Annotated in this window: 13 protein-coding genes and 3 pseudogenes; 4 read left to right on the top strand and 12 right to left on the bottom strand. The window is 70.6% G+C overall.

Annotation, left to right across the window (positions count from 1 at the left end):
- Window positions 1-23: 23 nt before the first annotated feature.
- The 5 genes and pseudogenes from CF165_RS08535 to CF165_RS52490 form a co-directional block, all read right to left on the bottom strand.
- Entirely contained in the window at window positions 24-794 is a 771-nt protein-coding gene (locus CF165_RS08535; RefSeq protein WP_240521501.1) for an AfsR/SARP family transcriptional regulator, read from the bottom strand.
- Window positions 795-1,090: 296 nt separating this feature from the next.
- Window positions 1,091-2,065, bottom strand: coding sequence for a glycine betaine ABC transporter substrate-binding protein (locus tag CF165_RS08530; protein WP_093946878.1), 975 nt, complete (start codon window positions 2,063-2,065; stop codon window positions 1,091-1,093).
- 30 nt (window positions 2,066-2,095) lie between these two features.
- Window positions 2,096-2,566: pseudogene (locus tag CF165_RS53630) on the bottom strand (ABC transporter permease); the annotation flags it as partial.
- A gap of 498 nt (window positions 2,567-3,064) precedes the next feature.
- A pseudogene (locus CF165_RS52495) lies at window positions 3,065-3,844 on the bottom strand (ABC transporter ATP-binding protein); the annotation flags it as partial.
- Window positions 3,845-3,988: 144 nt separating this feature from the next.
- Window positions 3,989-4,390, bottom strand: a pseudogene (locus CF165_RS52490) (ABC transporter permease); the annotation flags it as partial.
- 366 nt (window positions 4,391-4,756) lie between these two features.
- Here CF165_RS52490 and CF165_RS08520 point away from each other — a divergent pair.
- Window positions 4,757-6,301, top strand: a complete 1,545-nt coding sequence (locus CF165_RS08520; protein WP_093946876.1) for a B12-binding domain-containing radical SAM protein — start codon at window positions 4,757-4,759, stop codon at window positions 6,299-6,301.
- Between the two features lie 16 nt (window positions 6,302-6,317).
- On the opposite strand, the gene CF165_RS08515 is transcribed toward CF165_RS08520, so the two are convergent.
- Entirely contained in the window at window positions 6,318-7,466 is a 1,149-nt protein-coding gene (locus CF165_RS08515) for an MFS transporter (protein WP_158226745.1), read from the bottom strand.
- Window positions 7,467-7,699: 233 nt separating this feature from the next.
- On the opposite strand from CF165_RS08515, the gene CF165_RS08510 reads away from it, so the two are divergent.
- Together CF165_RS08510 and ccsB are read left to right on the top strand one after the other, a co-directional pair.
- The gene (locus CF165_RS08510; RefSeq protein ID WP_093946874.1) at window positions 7,700-8,080 is read left to right on the top strand and encodes a hypothetical protein; all 381 of its coding nucleotides are present in this window, start codon (window positions 7,700-7,702) and stop codon (window positions 8,078-8,080) included.
- 78 nt (window positions 8,081-8,158) lie between these two features.
- Window positions 8,159-9,109: a c-type cytochrome biogenesis protein CcsB gene (gene ccsB / locus CF165_RS08505; RefSeq protein WP_093946873.1), complete on the top strand. Its 951-nt coding sequence runs from the start codon at window positions 8,159-8,161 to the stop codon at window positions 9,107-9,109.
- A 29-nt stretch (window positions 9,110-9,138) separates the two neighbouring features.
- On the opposite strand, the gene CF165_RS08500 is transcribed toward ccsB, so the two are convergent.
- From CF165_RS08500 to CF165_RS08485, 4 genes are all read right to left on the bottom strand, one after another.
- A complete protein-coding gene (locus tag CF165_RS08500) occupies window positions 9,139-10,017 on the bottom strand; it encodes a M56 family metallopeptidase (protein ID WP_093946872.1) in 879 nt (292 codons plus the stop codon).
- Entirely contained in the window at window positions 10,014-10,370 is a 357-nt protein-coding gene (locus tag CF165_RS08495) for a BlaI/MecI/CopY family transcriptional regulator (RefSeq protein ID WP_093946871.1), read from the bottom strand. The genes CF165_RS08500 and CF165_RS08495 overlap by 4 nt, the downstream gene beginning before the upstream one ends.
- Window positions 10,371-10,516: 146 nt before the next feature.
- Window positions 10,517-11,146: an alpha/beta hydrolase gene (locus CF165_RS08490; RefSeq protein WP_093946870.1), complete on the bottom strand. Its 630-nt coding sequence runs from the start codon at window positions 11,144-11,146 to the stop codon at window positions 10,517-10,519.
- Between the two features lie 10 nt (window positions 11,147-11,156).
- A complete protein-coding gene (locus tag CF165_RS08485) occupies window positions 11,157-12,110 on the bottom strand; it encodes a VOC family protein (RefSeq protein WP_093947163.1) in 954 nt (317 codons plus the stop codon).
- A 162-nt stretch (window positions 12,111-12,272) separates the two neighbouring features.
- On the opposite strand from CF165_RS08485, the gene CF165_RS08480 reads away from it, so the two are divergent.
- Window positions 12,273-13,250, top strand: coding sequence for a helix-turn-helix domain-containing protein (locus tag CF165_RS08480; RefSeq protein ID WP_158226744.1), 978 nt, complete (start codon window positions 12,273-12,275; stop codon window positions 13,248-13,250).
- A gap of 203 nt (window positions 13,251-13,453) precedes the next feature.
- Here CF165_RS08480 and CF165_RS08475 read toward each other — a convergent pair whose 3' ends face one another.
- Together CF165_RS08475 and CF165_RS08470 are read right to left on the bottom strand one after the other, a co-directional pair.
- Window positions 13,454-14,434, bottom strand: coding sequence for a trypsin-like serine peptidase (locus tag CF165_RS08475; RefSeq protein ID WP_093946868.1), 981 nt, complete (start codon window positions 14,432-14,434; stop codon window positions 13,454-13,456).
- Between the two features lie 572 nt (window positions 14,435-15,006).
- The gene (locus CF165_RS08470; protein ID WP_093946867.1) at window positions 15,007-15,837 is read right to left on the bottom strand and encodes an FkbM family methyltransferase; all 831 of its coding nucleotides are present in this window, start codon (window positions 15,835-15,837) and stop codon (window positions 15,007-15,009) included.
- Between the last annotated feature and the right edge of the window lie 26 nt (window positions 15,838-15,863).

Below are 15,863 nucleotides of genomic sequence, written 5' to 3'. Positions count from 1 at the left end.
GTGACGCAGCCCTCCGGCGGCGATCACGGCGAAGAGCCGGCCAGCATCCGGACGGCGAGCGCGGACTGGTCGAGAGCCGGGTCCTGCCGCAGGATCGCGATCTCCAGCTCACGCAGCCGCTGGTTGGGGTCGATACCCAGGTTGTCGGCCAGCGCCGTGCGCAGCTTGCGGTACACGCCGAGGGCGTCGGCCTGCCTGCCCGTGCGGTACAGCGCCAGCATCAGCTGGCCGTGCACCTGCTCGTCGAGCGGGCGCGCGAGGGCCAGCCGTTCCAGCTCCGGTTCGAGCTGGGCGTGCTCACCGAGGGCCAGCCTGGCCCTGATCAGCGCCAGCTGGGCCCGCGTGCGCAGCCGCTCCAGGGCGGCGGCCTGCTCGTCCAGCCACGCCACACCCCCGACGTCGATCAGCGACCGGTCCCGCCACAAGGCCAGCGCGGTGCGCAGCGTCGCGGCGTTCTGCTCCGGGTCGGCGCCGCACTCGCCCCGCGCGACCAGGCGCCGCGCCTCGGTCACGTCCGTCGTGCCGTGATCGAGCTGGTAGCCGGGTGCCCGGGCGACGATCGCGTTCCGGTCGCCGAGCACGCGCCGCAGGGCGGACATGTGGCTTTGCAGGGTGTTCGAAGAAACCCCGCCCGCCTCGCCACCCCACACGGCTTCGATGAGCCGGCCCGTGCCGACTATTCCTTCGCCGTGCAGCGCGAGTACCGCGAGTACCGCTCTTCGTCGTTGCCCTGAAATCGACACCGGCACACCGCCGACGACGGCGTCGACGGGGCCGAGCAGTCTGACACGCACGTGGCCTCCAGCAGTTGTCCAGGGTTCGACGGGCTGCCCCTGCGCGTGCGGAAGAAGACGGCTTTCCCCGGCAGCACTCGCTGCCACCCCCGAGTGCCGCCGGTGAAATCGACGACGGTCCGATCGACCAAGGAACCGCCACCCCCGCCCCTCCCCGCCCGTCGTGAGGACGATCCCACAGGCCGTCGACAACCCGTCGACAGTCCGGTCGCCTGGCTCACCTCCCGAGTGCTTCGCGTTGCGCTGGGTCGAGGACCTGACAGCGCCCGCCGTGTGGCGGGCGCTCCGCGCACGGCTCAGCTGATGAACCCGGCCGACTTGAGCCAGTCGTGGGCCACCGTCGCGGGCTTCTGGCCGTCGACGCTGACCTTCTTGTTCAGGTCCGTCAGGGTCGCGGTGTCGAGCTTCGCGGCGATCGGCGTGAAAACCTGCTCCAGCTGCGGGTACTTCCGCGCGATCCCGGCGGCGACCGTGATGGCGGGGTTGTACGTCGGGAAGAAGCGCTTGTCGTCCTCGAGGACGGTGAGGTGCTGCCCGGCCACGCGCCCGTCGGTGGACGCGACCGAGCCGAAACCGCAGGTGTCGCCCTTGCCGACGCTGGGGTAGACGACGGCGTCGTTGAGCAGGTGCGCCTGCGGCTCGGGCAGCGTGAACCCGTAGGCCTTCTCCAGGCCGGGGAACCCGTCGTCCCGGCTCTTGAACTCCGGGCCCATGCAGGTGGACGCCGCGGCCGGGTCCCGCTTCACCAGCGCCGCGTAGTCCGACAGCGTCTTGACGCCGGTCCGTGCGAGCGTCGCCGGGTTGCCGGCGAGGGCGTACGTGTCGTTGGCCGGCGAGCGGGCCCACCAGGTGACGCCGTTGGCGGCGTCGGCCTGCTTGACCGCGTCGTACTGCGCCTGCGGGTCGCTGATCGGCTTCGTCTGCTTGAGGTAGCTGATCCAGGCCGTGCCGGTGTACTCCCAGTACAGGTCGACCGCCCCGCTGGTGAGCGCCTGCCGGACGTTGCTCGAACCGGTGATGTTGGTCTTGTCCTGCGGGCTCGCCCCCGCCGCCTGCAAGGCGACGAGGGCGATCTGGCCGAGCAGGAGCTGCTCGTCGAACTCCTTGGAGCTGACGCGGATCTGCGCGCCGCTGAGCGCGTCGATCTTCTTGATGGATCCCTCGCCCACCTGGGCGCCGGTCTGGTCCTTGCCGATCGTGCAGCCGGCGGCGAGCGCCGCCACCGCGAGGAACGCGAGAACAGCGGCAGTCGTGCGTTGCGGGGTCCGCATCGGTTGGTCCTCCTCGGGATCGTGGGAGAGCTACAGGCCTCGGGGGTGCAGGACCTCCTCCGCGAGGAGTCCCAGCCAGTCGGCGAAAAGCGCCAAGGCGGCGACGACGATGCCGAAGGTCAGGCTCAGGATCGGCCGGTACAGCCCGATCCCGGCGACGAGCCCGCCCCCGAGACCACCGCCGTCGATGAACGTGGCCAGCGTCGCGCTCGCGACGGTGAGCACCAGCGCCGTCCGGATCCCCGCGAGGATCACCGGGACGGCGAGCGGCAGTTCGATCCGCCACAGGATCGCCGTCTTCGCCATGCCCATGCCCCGCGCGGCGTCGACGAGCGTCGGGTCGACGCCGTCGAGCCCGACGATCGTGTTGCGCAGCACCGGCAAGGTCGCGTAGACGACCAGCGCGGTCACCGCCGTCGCGGTTCCCGTGCCGGTCCAGAGCGCGAGCAGCACGACGAGCCCGATCGACGGGATCGCCTGGCCGAGGTTGCCCAGTCCCAGGCCGACCGGGCGAGCCCAGCGGGCACCCGCGCGGGTGAGCAGGATGCCGAGCGGGAGAGCGATCGCGATGGTGCACAGCGTCGAGATCAGCGTCAACCGCAGGTGTTCGCCCAGTTCGGCGAAGATTTCGCCGGCATTGAGGTACCGCTGTTCGATCGAGTCGACCGGGTGCGCGCGCACGAGCAGGAAGAGCGCCAGCAGGGCGACGGCGAGCAGAACCGGGCGGACCAGCAACCCGAGCAGGCGTCGGCGGGGCCGCACCGGCGGCACGCTGTCCGGAGCCGGGCCGGTCGCGTCTCCGGCGTCCGGGACCGCGGGTGGCGGCGCCTCGCCGTCAGGCCGGAGCGCGGCGAGCAGGCCGGGCACGTCACACACTCCCAGCGCGCGCCCGGTGTCGTCCTCGGTCACCACGACCGCGGTGCTGCCCGTGCGCACCATCGTGTCCAGCGCGTCCCGCAGGGTGGCCTCGCGCGAGATCGCGGGCAGGCCGCCGGCGCCGGCGGCCGGCCGGAGTTCCAGGCCGCCCACCCGGATCAGCGCCAGCCGCTTCAGGTTCCGCGTCGAGCCGGCGAAAGTCGCCACGTAGTCGTCGGCCGGCGCGGCGAGGATCGCCTGGGGCGTGTCGTACTGCGCGATCACCGAGCGCGGCCGCAGCACCGCGATCCGGTCGCCGAGCTTGAGCGCCTCGTCGAAGTCGTGCGTGACGAACACGATCGTCTTGCGCACTTCCCGTTGCAGGCGGAGGAACTCGTCCTGCAGGCGGGCGCGGGTGATCGGGTCGGTGGAGCCGAACGGCTCGTCCATCAGCATGACCGGCGGGTCCGCGGCCATCGCCCGCGCCACGCCGACGCGCTGCTGCTGGCCGCCGGAAAGCTCCCGCGGGTACCGGCTGCCGTGCTCGCGGGCCAGGCCGACGACGTCGAGCAGCTCGCGCACGCGGCCGGCGACGCGCCGCCGGGTCCAGCCGAGCACCCGCGGCACCACCCCGATGTTGGCGTCCACCCGCAGGTGCGGGAAGAGCCCGATCTGCTGGATGACGTACCCGGTGTGGCGCCGGTGCTCGTCGAGGTCGAGGGCGGACACGTCGGTGCCGCCGATCGTGACGACGCCCGAGGTGGGCTCGACGAGCCGGTTGATCATCCGCATGGTCGTCGTCTTGCCGCACCCCGACGGACCGGTCAGCACGACGATTTCGCCCGCGGGGATCCGCATCGTGAGGCGGTGGACCGCGGGTACCGCCTGCCCGGGGTAGTGCTTGCTGACCTCCCGCAGCTCGATCGTCTCGCCGGCGGTCCCTCCTCCCGGCGTGGCGGCGGGTGCCGCTTCGCGGCGGGCGCGAGGACGCCGCCGCGTGGTGAGCTTGCCGACGACCACGAACGCCAGGTCGAACAGCAGCGCCAGCAGCATGATCCCCAGCGTTCCGGTCAGCACCTGGTTCAGCGAGTTGACCGACCCGAACCGGCCGAGCCCGTCGAAGATCTCGTTGCCGAGCCCGGGCCCCTTGACGTACGCGCCGATGGCCGCGATCCCGATGGTGATCTGCGTCGAGACGCGGATGCCGGACAGGATCACCGGCCACGCCAGCGGCACCCGCACGCGCCAGAGCACCCGCACGCGGCCGAGGCCCATGCCGCGCGCGGCGTCCACGACGGCCGGGTCGACGCCGCGCAGCCCGACGATCGTGTTGCGCGTGATCGGCAGGAGCGCGTACAGCACCAGCGCGCACAGGACGTTCGTCAGCCCCAGCCCGAACGGGCCGATCAGGATGCCGAGCAGCGCGATCGACGGGACGGTGAGGAACGCCGCGGTCGTGGTCGTCGCCATCGCGCCGAGCCACCGCCGCCGGTAGGTGAGCAGGCCGAGCGTCATGCCGACGAGCACGGCCAGCGCCACCGCCGCGAGGGTGAGATCCACGTGGAGGATCGCGTCGTTCACGACGTCGATCCAGTTCTCGCGGAGGTACTCCGACAGGCTCAGGGGCGCCGCTCCTCGACGTCGCGGGGACGGAAACGACGACCACCCCGGTCCGGCTGGGTCTCAAGCCCAGCACGTCCGCGGGGTTCCTGTCCACCCGATTCTTGTGACACGGGAATTGCGCTTTTTACTCCGGCCCCTGATAACGTCGCTGACGGCTTTGCCGCCGAACGTCGTTCCGGCCCCACCTGGCCGGCATTCCGAGGGGGCCACGCGATGAGAGTCGGAATCCTCGACCTTCTCGGTCCGCCGATCCGGCGTCCGGTGGATTTCGCTTATCAGCTGTTGATCACCAAGCAGTACGCCAGTATCACGCCGCAGGCCATCTCGGTGTGGTGCCGCAGGCAGGGCCACGAGACGTTCTACGCCACCTACTACGGCCTCGGCAGGCCGCACCGCCTGCTGCCCGCCGACCTGGACGTGGTGTTCATCTCCTGTTACACGCAGGTCAGCCACCTCGCCTACGCGCTGGCGAAGCTCTACAGCCGAGCCGGTGTCCGCACGGTGATCGGCGGCCCGCACGCCAAGGCGTTCCCGGTGGACTGCCTGCGTTTCTTCGATCTGGTCGTCCGGGAGTGCGATCCGGCGCTGATCACCGACATCCTGGCCGGCCAGTTCGACCCGGGCACCGTGATCTCGGCCGACCGCCCGTTCGACGATGTGCCGACGGTCGAGGAGCGGATGCCCGAAATCCGGGCGTCGGCCTTCTTCTGGGGACGCAAGCCGCTGCTGCTGTCCGCGGTGCCCATGCTCGCGAGCATGGGCTGCCCGTACCGGTGCGACTTCTGCATCGACTGGAGCAGCACCTACCGCCCGCTCCCGGCCGACCGGCTGCGGGCCGACCTGCGCTACCTCGCCCGGCACCTGCCAGGCAGGCTCATCGTGTTCCACGACCCCAACTTCGCGGTGAAGTTCGACCAGGTCTTCGAAACGCTGGAGGCCCAGCCGCCCGGCGAACGGCCGCCGTACATCATCGAAAGCTCGCTCACCGTGCTGCGCGGTGACCGGCCGCGGCGGCTGAAGGAAACGAACTGCGCCATGGTCGCGCCGGGTGTCGAGTCGTGGACCGACTACTCGAACAAGGCCGGTGTCGGCCGGACCGGCGGGGCCGGGAAGGTCGACCGGGTCGCCGCGCACTTCGCCCAGCTGGCGGAAAACGTGCCCTACCTGCAGGCGAACTTCATGTTCGGACTCGACACCGACCAGGGCGACGAACCGGTCGAGTTGACCAAACGGTTCATGGACCTGGCCCCGTTCGCGTTCCCCACGATCAACATCCCGGTGCCGTTCGGCGGCACCCCGCTGCACGACCAGCTGACCGACGGCGGACGGATCCTCTCCACCATGCCGTTCAGCTTCTACTACGCGCCTTACCTGGTGACCACGATCAAGCACTACGACCCGGTCACCTACTACGAGAAGCTCATCGAGCTCTACACCCACGCCTCGTCTCCCGAGATGCTGCGCCGGCGGTTGCAGACCACCTCGTCCCGCCTCATCGGGTCCGTACACCGGGCACGCACGGCGAGTTTCCGCTCCGACATCGCCAGCTTCCGGCGCATCCGGGGAATGCTGCGGACGGACCCCCAGTTCCTGGCCTTCCACGAAGGCCGGACCGCGACCTTGCCGCAGTTCTACCGCCACATCGACGAGCGCCTGCTCGGCCGCTACGCCGAATTGCTCTCTCCCGCCGACCGGACACCCGATCTGTCACCGATGGGCTCTCATCGCGACGACGGACAGGATCTGCGGAAATCGTAGCCGGATGGGGTTTTCGTCAGCGGGATCCGGGCTGCGAATTCGAGCGGTCCGTGGTTTCGGCGCGCGATCCGCTCGCCGACGTCACCGCGTTCCGGCCCAGGTTCACCACCACGGCCACCCCGGCGGACAGGACGGCCCCCACCGCGTAGGGAAGCCACGCCCCGACGTCGAACAGGACGCCCGAGCCGAGCGGTCCCAGCGCCCGCGCGGTCGCCGCGACCGACTGCCCCTGCCCCATCCTCGCGCCGCGCTGCCCCGGCGGGCCCGCCCCCGCCAGCATGCTCGCCACCGTCGCGGTGACCAGGCCGTCGCCCGCCGACAGCACCACCACCGCCACCACGAAGAAGGGCATCGGGGCGAAGGGAAGCACACCCAAGCCCGCGGCCATCGCCACGGCGCCCGCCAGCGCGACCCGCGTCTCGCCCCACCGACGAGACGCCCGCGCCACCAGGAGGCCCTGCACCAGGAACAACGCCGCTCCCGCCAGGCACAGCAGAATCCCGACGAACCCGGGCCCGGCCCCGAACCGCTCGGCGGCGAGGAAGGCCAGTGTCGTCTCCATCCCGACGAAGGCCGCCATGGTGGCGAAACCCGCGACCAGCAGCGGCCACGGCGCGATCACCCGGCGCGGGGACGCCTTGGTCCCGGTGGCCGGCGGCCGTCCCGCCGGCAGTGTTTTCCAGGCCTGCACCAGGTTCCCGGCCGCCAGCGCCGCCGCGATGTACGCGGTGACGTCGAAGCCGAGCGGCGCCGCGAGCGCGCCCAGCGCGGGACCGGCGGTGAAGGCCAGCCCGATCGCGGCGCCCACCTGGCCCATCGCCTTCGTCCGGTGTTGCGGGCCACTCAGGTCCGCGGCGAAGGCCTGCGCGACCCCGATGCTGCCGCCGCAGATCCCGGCCACGACGCGCGCCGGCAGCAGAACCCACAACGTCCCGGCCGCACCCATGACAGCCAGCGAGACCGCGGTGCCGGCCAGGCTGAGCAACAGGAGACGCCGACGCCCGTGCCGGTCGGCCAGCCGGCCCAGTACCGGCGCCGCGGCCGCTTGCGACACCGAATAGCTGGTCAGCAGCACGCCGAGCCAGATCCCGCCACCGCCGAGAACGCCGACCCGGAACGGAAGCGACGGCAGCACCAAGGTGAAGCTGAGCAAGTCGACGAACACGGTGGCACACAGCGCAGGCAAGGCGTTCTCGCGGGGAATCTTCGGCTCCTCACGGCTTCCGGGCGGATCCTGTCTACTACAACGCGTAATGCTACGCCATGTAGTAGATCGGTTGTCGGCTACTCCCGGCGGGACCAGCTTCTCCTCGCCGATTTCCGCCTTGACAACCATTCGGCGCATCCAGTCTACTACGTCGCGTAATACTACAGTGCGCAGTAAACACCGAGGACCGCATGATCGAGCCCCTGGCCACCACCCTGACCTTCGCGGCCCTCGCCGCCGCCGTCTGGGCACTGGCGCTGATCGCCCTCAACCGGCCGGTGGACCTGTGCCGGCCCGACAGCCGGGCACTGCTCGGCCTGCTCACCCTGATCGAACTGGGCCTGCTGGTCCAAGCCGCGGCCGGCATCGTGAACCTGTTCACCGCCGAGCGCGAGTTCGAGCACCTCACGTTCGGCGCGTACCTGATCGGCCTGCCGTTCGTCCTGCCGGTGGCGACCGCGTGGGCGATGGCGGAACGAACCCGCTGGGGCCCCGGCGTGCTCGTCATCGGCGCGGTGGCCGTCCCGGTGATGACCCTGCGGCTTTCCCAGGTGTGGGCCGGCGCAGCCTGACCTCCCGACGACTACTACAGCGTGAAGTACTACAGTGCGTCGGAGACGGATCGCGTCCTGCGTCGGAAGGCGTCACCCATGCCCCTCGAGCCCGGCCTCGCCATGCTCAGCGACTGGCTGTTCATCAGCGCGTACGGCATCTACATGCTCGCGGCCTTGCTGGCCGCCGCCGAGTACGCCGTCGGGCGGTACCCGGTCGGCCGCCGGGAAGCCGCCATGTCCGGAACCGGCGCCCCGCCCCCGCCCGGCTACGGACCGGTGCCGTCCACCCGGCGGTCGTTCCCGGAACGGTGCGGCCGGACCGCGGTGGCACTGACCGTGCTGGGCGCCGTCCTGCACGCGGGCTCGGTGCTCCTGCGTGGCCTGGCGACGTCGCGGGTGCCCTGGGGCAACATGTACGAGTACATGTCCATGGTCGGTCTGGTGGCCGTTGTCGGCTGGTTGTCCGTGCTGCGGAAGCACCCGGTGCGCACGGCGGCGGTCTTCGTGCTGCTGCCCATCTCGTTGCTGCTGTTCCTGGCGGGGAACGTGCTCTACACCGAAGCCGCGCCGGTGCAGCCCAGCCTGCGCTCGTACTGGGTCCTGATCCACGTGGCCGCCGCGATCATGGCGAGCGGCGTCTTCCTGATCTCCGGCATCACCAGTGCCCTGCACCTGGTCAGCACCAGGCACGCGGCCGAGCCCGGCAGGGAGCCGCGGGTGCCCCGGCTGCCCTCGCCGGAGTTCCTCGACAAGCTCGCGTACCGGACCGGCGTGTTCGGTTTCGCCACCATGACCTTCGCGATCATCACCGGCGCGGTCTGGGCCGAATCGGCGTGGGGCCGCTACTGGGCCTGGGACCCGAAGGAGACCGCGGCTTTCGTCTCCTGGGTCTGCTACGCGGCCTACCTGCACGCCCGCTCGACACCCAGCTGGCGCAAACGCCGCGCGGCCTGGGTCAACCTCGTCGGGCTGGTGGCGGTGCTGTTCAACCTGTTCTTCGTCAACCTGGCCGTGTCGGGCCTGCATTCCTACGCCGGGGTCGGCTGACGGCCCGCTGTCTCCGGTGGTTCACCGGCTCAAAAAGGCACGACGAAGAGGCTGAGCGGGGTCGCGAGCAGCGTGCCGGCGGCCACGACGGCGAGCACGGCGGCGAGACGGCGCGCGGTGGCGGGCCGGTCGCGAAGGCGGTCGATCCGGTCGGGCAGCGGCGTCCCGCCCGCGGCCATCGTCCCGGCCGGGGCGTCGCCGCCGCCGCAGAGGCGGAACTTCTCCAGAGCACCGATGAGCGGCTGGCTGCCGTGGCGCCGCGCGGCGTAGTCGTCGGCGCACATCTCGGTCAGCAGGCCCACCGCCGCCGTCACCCTGCCCAGCGCCCGCCAGCGGGGGAACAGCTGGGCGAGCGCGGTGAACGGGGACAGTACGAGGTGGTGACGTTCCCGCAGATGCGCCTGTTCGTGCGCCAGCACCGCATCGAGTTCGTCCCGGCTGAGCAGCCGTCGCGTGCCGGCGCTCACCACCACCCGCGGGTCGCGGCCGGGCAGGCAATAGGCCACCACAGCCGGGTGGTCGAGTTCGAGGACCCGGTCTCCCCGTGCCACCAGGGCGAGCAGATCCCGGTGCCGCGCGCGCTGCCGCGCCACCCGGACGCTCGACCGGACCTGGTGGACGAGCAGCCAGCCGCCGACGGCCAGCCCGGCGGCGACCGCGAGGACCTGCGGCAGGTTCCCGGGATCGGCGACGAACGAGCGCATCCCCGGAACGATCCCCTGCCGGTACGGCGCCAGTCCCAGCGCGAGGAGCCCGCCGCCGAACGACACCACGATCGTCAGCGCGGTGACCTGCCACAACACGACCGCCAGCCGAGGCCGCCGGCGCGTCCAGGGGGCACCGAGCAGGTACCACGCGACTCCCAGCGCGACCACCAGGGCGATCCCGTGGTGCAGGGCGTAGATCACGCGCGCCGCCGCCGCGGCAGGGCTTTGCGCAGGAGTTCGGCCTCCTCTTCGGAGACCGAACCGGCGAACCTGACCAGCGCCGCACCACGGTCACCGGTCTGCCCGAGCGCGTCCATCATCAGCTCGGCGACGTACTGCTCACGCCCGCCCGACGCGGCATACAGCCAGGCCCGCCCGTCCCGCTCACGGCGCACGAACCCCTTGTCGGCCAGCCGGGAAAGCACGGTCATCACCGTGGTGTAAGCCAGCCCCCGATCGGCCAGCTCCTCGTGGACTTTCCGCACGGTCACCCAGTCGTCGCAGGACCACAGGGTCTCCATGACGGCCCGTTCCAGCTCCCCCAACCTGCCCATGGCACCCCTCCGGCTTCGAACTGCTCGCGGCAATCCTACCGAACGTAGTAGGCACCGGGCGGCCACGGGCTCGCGAGCACCGGACGCACTGCGGACAGTGAACTCGGCCGTTTGCACCGACCCCACGAGCCGTCGGCAGTCGCCGCTCACGAGCCGAGGCGGCCGATCACAGCCGCGGCCGCGGCGCAGGCTTCGTCGGTCACGACGTGCTCGTTCCCCGGTTCGATGGCCAGGTCCACCCGCGCTCCGGCGGCCTCGAAAAGACGGCCGGTCTCCGCGACCCGGTGGGCCGGGACCCACGGGTCGTCCTCGATGCTCCGCAGCAGCACCGGCATGCCGTCGAGCTCCTCGGCGGAGAGGGGGCTGATCGGGTCGGGGCCGATGAACCCGCCGGTGAACAAGACCGCGGCGCCGAGCCGGTGGGGCCGGGTGAGCAGCAGGTGCGCCAGCAGGCAGGCGCCCTGCGAGAACCCCAGCAGCACCAGGTCGCCGGCGGCCGTTCCGGTGTCGAGCAGCGTTTCGATCCGGGTCTCGATCGCGGCGAGCGCGTTGTCGAGGTGGGGCTGGTTCCCGGCGATCGGCTGCCGGAACGGGAGGGGGTACCAGCTGCCGTCCGCCGCTGCCGGCGCGACGAACCGCGCCGGCAGCGGGCCGAGCCGCTCGGCCAGCTCGCGCATGAACCCGGGCTCCTGCCCGCGGCCGTGCACGGCGAGCACCACGACGGACGCCTCGGCCGGGCCCCAGGTCACGACCGGCCGGCCGAGATGAGGATTCACTCTCCCGGCCTCAGCCGTCGATCGGCTCGAGCGCCGCGAGCAGTTCGTCGCGGCGGTGTTCGAACTGCTCGGGGAGCTGGAACCGCTGCCCCAGCTCGTGCGGTGATTCGTCGCAGTCCCAGCCGCCGTCGGCGTGGGTGACGGCCAGTTCGAACAAGGCACCGGCCGGGGACCGGACGTAGACGCTCTTGAAGTACTTGCGGTCCTTCAGTTCCGAGATGTCGGTGTAGCCGCGGCCCTCGACCTCGAACTTCAGCTCGTCCTGGTTCTGCAGGGTGTCGGCGTTCCAGGCGAAGTGGTGGTGGGTGCCTGCCCCGTAGTGCCACGTCCCTTGCTCGTCCCGGCGGTTGACCGTGATCTCGAGGTGGTTGCCGTGGGCCTGCTTCCCGAGCTGCACGGCGATCCGGTCGCCCTCTTCGGCGAGCCCGTCCTGGGCGTAGAAGGTGTCGTTGGCGAACTCCACCGTGCGGTCGGGCGTCGTCACGTGCACCCCGAGACCGTGCAGGCCGTGGATCGCGTACTCCGGGGGAACGCCGTGGCCGGCGTGGCCGACGCGGTCGTCGCCCTCGTTGGCCACGAGCATGTACTCGATGCCGCACGGGTGCTCGAACGCCAGCCGCCGCCGGTCGAAGACCTCCAGGTCACGGACCTCGACGTCATGCTCGGTCAGCCGCCGGTGCCAGTGGTCGAGGCTCCCCTCGGGGACCGACAGCAGCACCTCACGGCTCTGGTTGGTGCCGCGCTTGCCGTGCAGCCCGGCCTGCGCCCAGGGGAAGGTCGTGACGACGCTCGACGGGTCACCGTTCGCGTTCGCGTAGTACAGGTGGTAGATCGGCACCGAACCGTCGAAGAGGACGGTGCGCTTGATGAACCGCATGCCGAGCACCTTGACGTGGAAGTCGACGTCCTCCTGCGCCCGGCCGACGGACAGCGTGATGTGATGGGAACCTTCGATGTAGGCCATTGCGGGCGTCTCCTCGTCGAGCTGCGACCACTTCCGGCCCCACGCTACGAACGGCGGGCCGCCGCGGGCATCGGCGGAATGTGCACGACGATGTCGCCGATGTGCACAGCCGGGACCACGGCGTACCCTGACCGGGTTGCCCACGTGCCCCCAGGAGCGACCATGGCCGGTTCGCCGATCCTGATGCCCACCGGGAGCGCGGTACCGCGCTCCGCCGCCAAGGTCGGTCCGGGCGTCTGGGAACAGCAGGTCAACGCCGGCGTGGCGCTCCACTTCAGCTTCGAGTTCGACACCTCGAGGAGCTTCGCCGGTTCCATCACCCACCGGTCGATGGGCGACCTCGGCATGTTCGGCGTGGCCTGCCGCCGGCACACCGTCCACCGCCGTCCCGACGACCTGACGCGCGCCGCCGACGCCTACTTCCTGCTGACCCTGCAGCTCGCCGGGGCCAAGCAGGTCACCCAGGGCGGCCGCTCCGCGACCATCCGCGCCGGCGAGTTCGCGCTCTACGATTCGGAACGTCCGCTGACCCTCGACGTCGGCGACGGCTACCGGTCGGTGAACGTGCGGTTCCGCAAGGCGGCGCTGGGCGCCCACGACGCGGAGGCCTTCTCCGAGCTGGCGGCCCGCACGTTCTCCACCGAGCACGGCATCGCGCCCGTGGTCTGGTCGACGATCCTCAACCTGGGCTCGCTGGCCCCGGCACACCAGTCCGCCGGGATCCTGCTGGCGGGCAGCGTGATCGACATGACGGCGACCATGCTGCGCGCCCAGGCAGGCATCACCGGCCCGGCCGGCCGCGACGACCGGACCCGGCGCAGGCTGGCCGTGCAGGCCTACATCGACGAACGACTGTCCGATCCGGACCTGCGCGTCGAGACCATCGCGGCCGCCTGCTTCGTTTCCGTGCGCCACCTGCACGCGCTGTTCCGCGACAGCGGCCACACGGTGGCCGGGTGGATCCGGCACCGCCGCGTGGAAGCCTGCAAACGCGACCTCGCGAACCCGGCCGCCCGCAGCGTCCCGGTCGCCGCGATCGGCGCCCGCTGGGGTTTCGCCGACCCGTCCCACTTCGGCCAGGTCTTCAAGAACACCGCCGGCGTCACCCCGGCGGAGTTTCGCCGCCAGGCCCTCGCCTGAGGCGGTATCCGTCAGGCGACGGGAAATCACCCGCCACCCGGCGGACCGGAATCGCCGGTCGTCCGATGAATCCGGGGTGCGACCGGACAGCGGCGGGACCCGCACGTCCGTGAAGGCCACTTTGCGGGACTCGGAGTCCCGCAAAGTGGCCTTCACGGATCGTTAGTGTCCGGAATGGACACCTGTCATCGTGTCGATGTCGCTCAGAAGCCGGCCGCCTGGGCGGCGTTGAGCACCGGGATCCACGTGTTCGACGCGGTGCGCGCGTAGAACGAGTTGGTGGACCGGTCACTGCCGGAGGTGACCGCGAGCAGCTGGTTGCTGCCGTTGATCACCGGGCCGCCGCTGTGCCCGCCGAACGCGACGCAGTTGTTGGTGAACAGGTAGGTGTCGCCGTTGAAGCCGCCCGCGTCCCGGCCGTTGCCGATGCAGTGCAGCTGGTTCTGGCCGCCGTACATCTCCTGCGGGTAGCCGTGGGTGTCCCAGCCGTTGATCGTGCCGGAGTTGTTCGACACCCAGCCGAGGCCGCCGACCACGTTGGTGATCTTGTTCGCGCCCTGGGCGGCGATGGCCACGGTCGCCACGTCGTCTTCGTGGGTGAAGCCGTCGTTGCCGTGGTTGAAGTACGTCGTCGGGATCCAGAACTGCGCGGCGTTCCAGGTGCCCAGCGGGCGGCTGTTGTTGTCGTACGACGGGATGAAGATGAAGTTCGAGCTCCAGATCGCCTGGCCGGCCCCGCCCTGGAACACGCAGTGCGCCGCGGTGGCGACCACGCTCTTGCCGGTGGAGTTGATCACCGAGCCGGAACAGACGTACGTCAGGTTGTCCCGGGGGTTGACGAAGAAGACCTTGCCGGTCACCCGCGACTTGAAGTCCGAGGTGTACGGCCGCGCCACCTGCGCGTTGCCGAACTGGTCACCGCCCGGCGTCAGCACCGGGTTGGCCGCCTGCGGCTGGGCGGCCACCTTGGGGACGTCCTGCGCGACGGGTCTGGCGCTGCGCAGCCGCTCCGGCGTCCAGAACTTCTCCGTCTGACCCTGGGTCTGCCGGTCGACCTGCGGGGACTGCACGACACCGTCTGTCGACGCCGCGTTCGCGATCGGCGCCGACGCGACCAGCGCGCCGCCGGCGACCAAACCGGCCACGGCAAGGAACGTCTTCAGCCGCAAAGCACGGATTCCCATATGTTCTCCTCCCAATGAATGCACGACGAGGGGGCCGGAAAACGACCTTGACACAATGCGCGGCTGCCAGCGCGAAAATGGGCATGGCACACCCGTGTAACGGCTCCGGATATGACCATGTAAAAGCGCGACTTCGGCAACCATGTCGTTAGGCGAGACCACGGCCGATCCGTTCGGCCGACTTCCGATCTCCCCTTGATCGGTAGATCCGACAACCCCTCCGATGTGACGGCGCATCGGGCGCCGCCGCACAGTGTTCCAATCTCTGGAAGTGATGTCAACACAAGCCCGATGACCGGGAAAGACCATGATTCTTTTCGCGCCGCCGCGCGGGAAAGAACGAGAAATTTTCAACTGATGATTCGGCCGATGAGTCTAAGCGTGCAACACGACCGGACCACCGCGAGGCACACCCGGTTATCAGGGGCACGGGCTCGGTGTCAATCGCCCTGCAGGGCACGCTTCGGGGCGATTTTTCAGGTCGAGGAAATCACGCTTTCGGCGGTCGTCCGGGGAAGCGCGATCGGCCGTTTGCGTTGCACGCCATGCGTTACCGCCGATGGCCGTGCCGCTCAATTCCTTCCGAACGCCAATGTGCACGGCCGCAGCGGAACGTCGTCCGGCGTCAGTCCCCGGACGGTCGCCGGCGGTCCGGAAGGGCCGAACCAGACTGCCTCGCCGTACAAATCGAACAGGTCGTTCGCCATCACCTGCCACCGTTCGCGCTCGGCGGCTGTCGCCATCGAAGTCCGGTTCACTTCGAGGGTCAGCAACGGTCGCCGATCGCGGAGCACGGCGAGCGCACCGCGGACGAATTCCGGTTCGAAGCTCTCGATGTCGACCTTGACGACGTCGGGCGCGCCGTGCTCGGCCGCGTAGCGGTCGCCTGTCGTGACGGCCACCTCGAGGCTGCCACCACCGTCGCGCACGAGGTGGGAGCCGCCGGCGCCGGAGGCCAGGACGGCCATCGACCGGCGCCCGGCCTCGTCCGCCAGTGCGGCCTCGACCGGTTCGACGTTGCCGATGCCGTTCAGGCCGATGTTCGCGCGCAGCCGCGCCATCGTGGCCGGGATCGGCTCGAACGCCACCACCCGGCGGGCTCGTTTGGCGAGCAGAACGGTGTAGATCCCGACGTTGGCACCGACGTCCCACACCACGTCGGTGGGTTCGATCCGCGGGAGCAGCCAGTCCAGTTCCCGCTCCTCGAACCCGCCGGACCGCACGAATGGGTAAAGGGTGAGATCGCGGCCGATCACGAACCGGCCGCCGCGGAACTCCACGGGCCGGTCCCAGGAGCGCCGGAACCTGATGCGGTTCAGGGTCGCGTAGGCGCCGCCGACGAGCCGGTTCTCGGCCAGCGGCGTCCGGACGAGGAAATTCCGCAGGCTCCGTTCGATTCCCATGTCGATCTCTCCCCTCTCGACAACGC

Source organism: Amycolatopsis vastitatis, assembly GCF_002234595.1.
In the GTDB taxonomy this organism is placed as follows: Bacteria; Actinomycetota; Actinomycetes; order Mycobacteriales; family Pseudonocardiaceae; genus Amycolatopsis; species Amycolatopsis vastitatis.
Note: the sequence above shows the minus strand (reverse complement) of the source record. Positions and strands in the feature narration are given on the sequence as shown.

Excerpts from the sequence above, each read along its gene's own strand:
- CF165_RS08495 (WP_093946871.1), bottom strand. The coding sequence starts at position 10,370 with ATGGGCAGGTTGGGGGAGCTGGAACGGGCCGTCATGGAGACCCTGTGG.
- CF165_RS08520 (WP_093946876.1), top strand. The coding sequence starts at position 4,757 with ATGAGAGTCGGAATCCTCGACCTTCTCGGTCCGCCGATCCGGCGTCCG.
- CF165_RS08480 (WP_158226744.1), top strand. The coding sequence starts at position 12,273 with ATGGCCGGTTCGCCGATCCTGATGCCCACCGGGAGCGCGGTACCGCGC.
- ccsB (WP_093946873.1), top strand. The coding sequence starts at position 8,159 with ATGCCCCTCGAGCCCGGCCTCGCCATGCTCAGCGACTGGCTGTTCATC.
- CF165_RS08510 (WP_093946874.1), top strand. The coding sequence starts at position 7,700 with ATGATCGAGCCCCTGGCCACCACCCTGACCTTCGCGGCCCTCGCCGCC.
- CF165_RS08530 (WP_093946878.1), bottom strand. The coding sequence starts at position 2,065 with ATGCGGACCCCGCAACGCACGACTGCCGCTGTTCTCGCGTTCCTCGCG.
- CF165_RS08475 (WP_093946868.1), bottom strand. The coding sequence starts at position 14,434 with ATGGGAATCCGTGCTTTGCGGCTGAAGACGTTCCTTGCCGTGGCCGGT.
- CF165_RS08470 (WP_093946867.1), bottom strand. The coding sequence starts at position 15,837 with ATGGGAATCGAACGGAGCCTGCGGAATTTCCTCGTCCGGACGCCGCTG.
- CF165_RS08485 (WP_093947163.1), bottom strand. The coding sequence starts at position 12,110 with ATGGCCTACATCGAAGGTTCCCATCACATCACGCTGTCCGTCGGCCGG.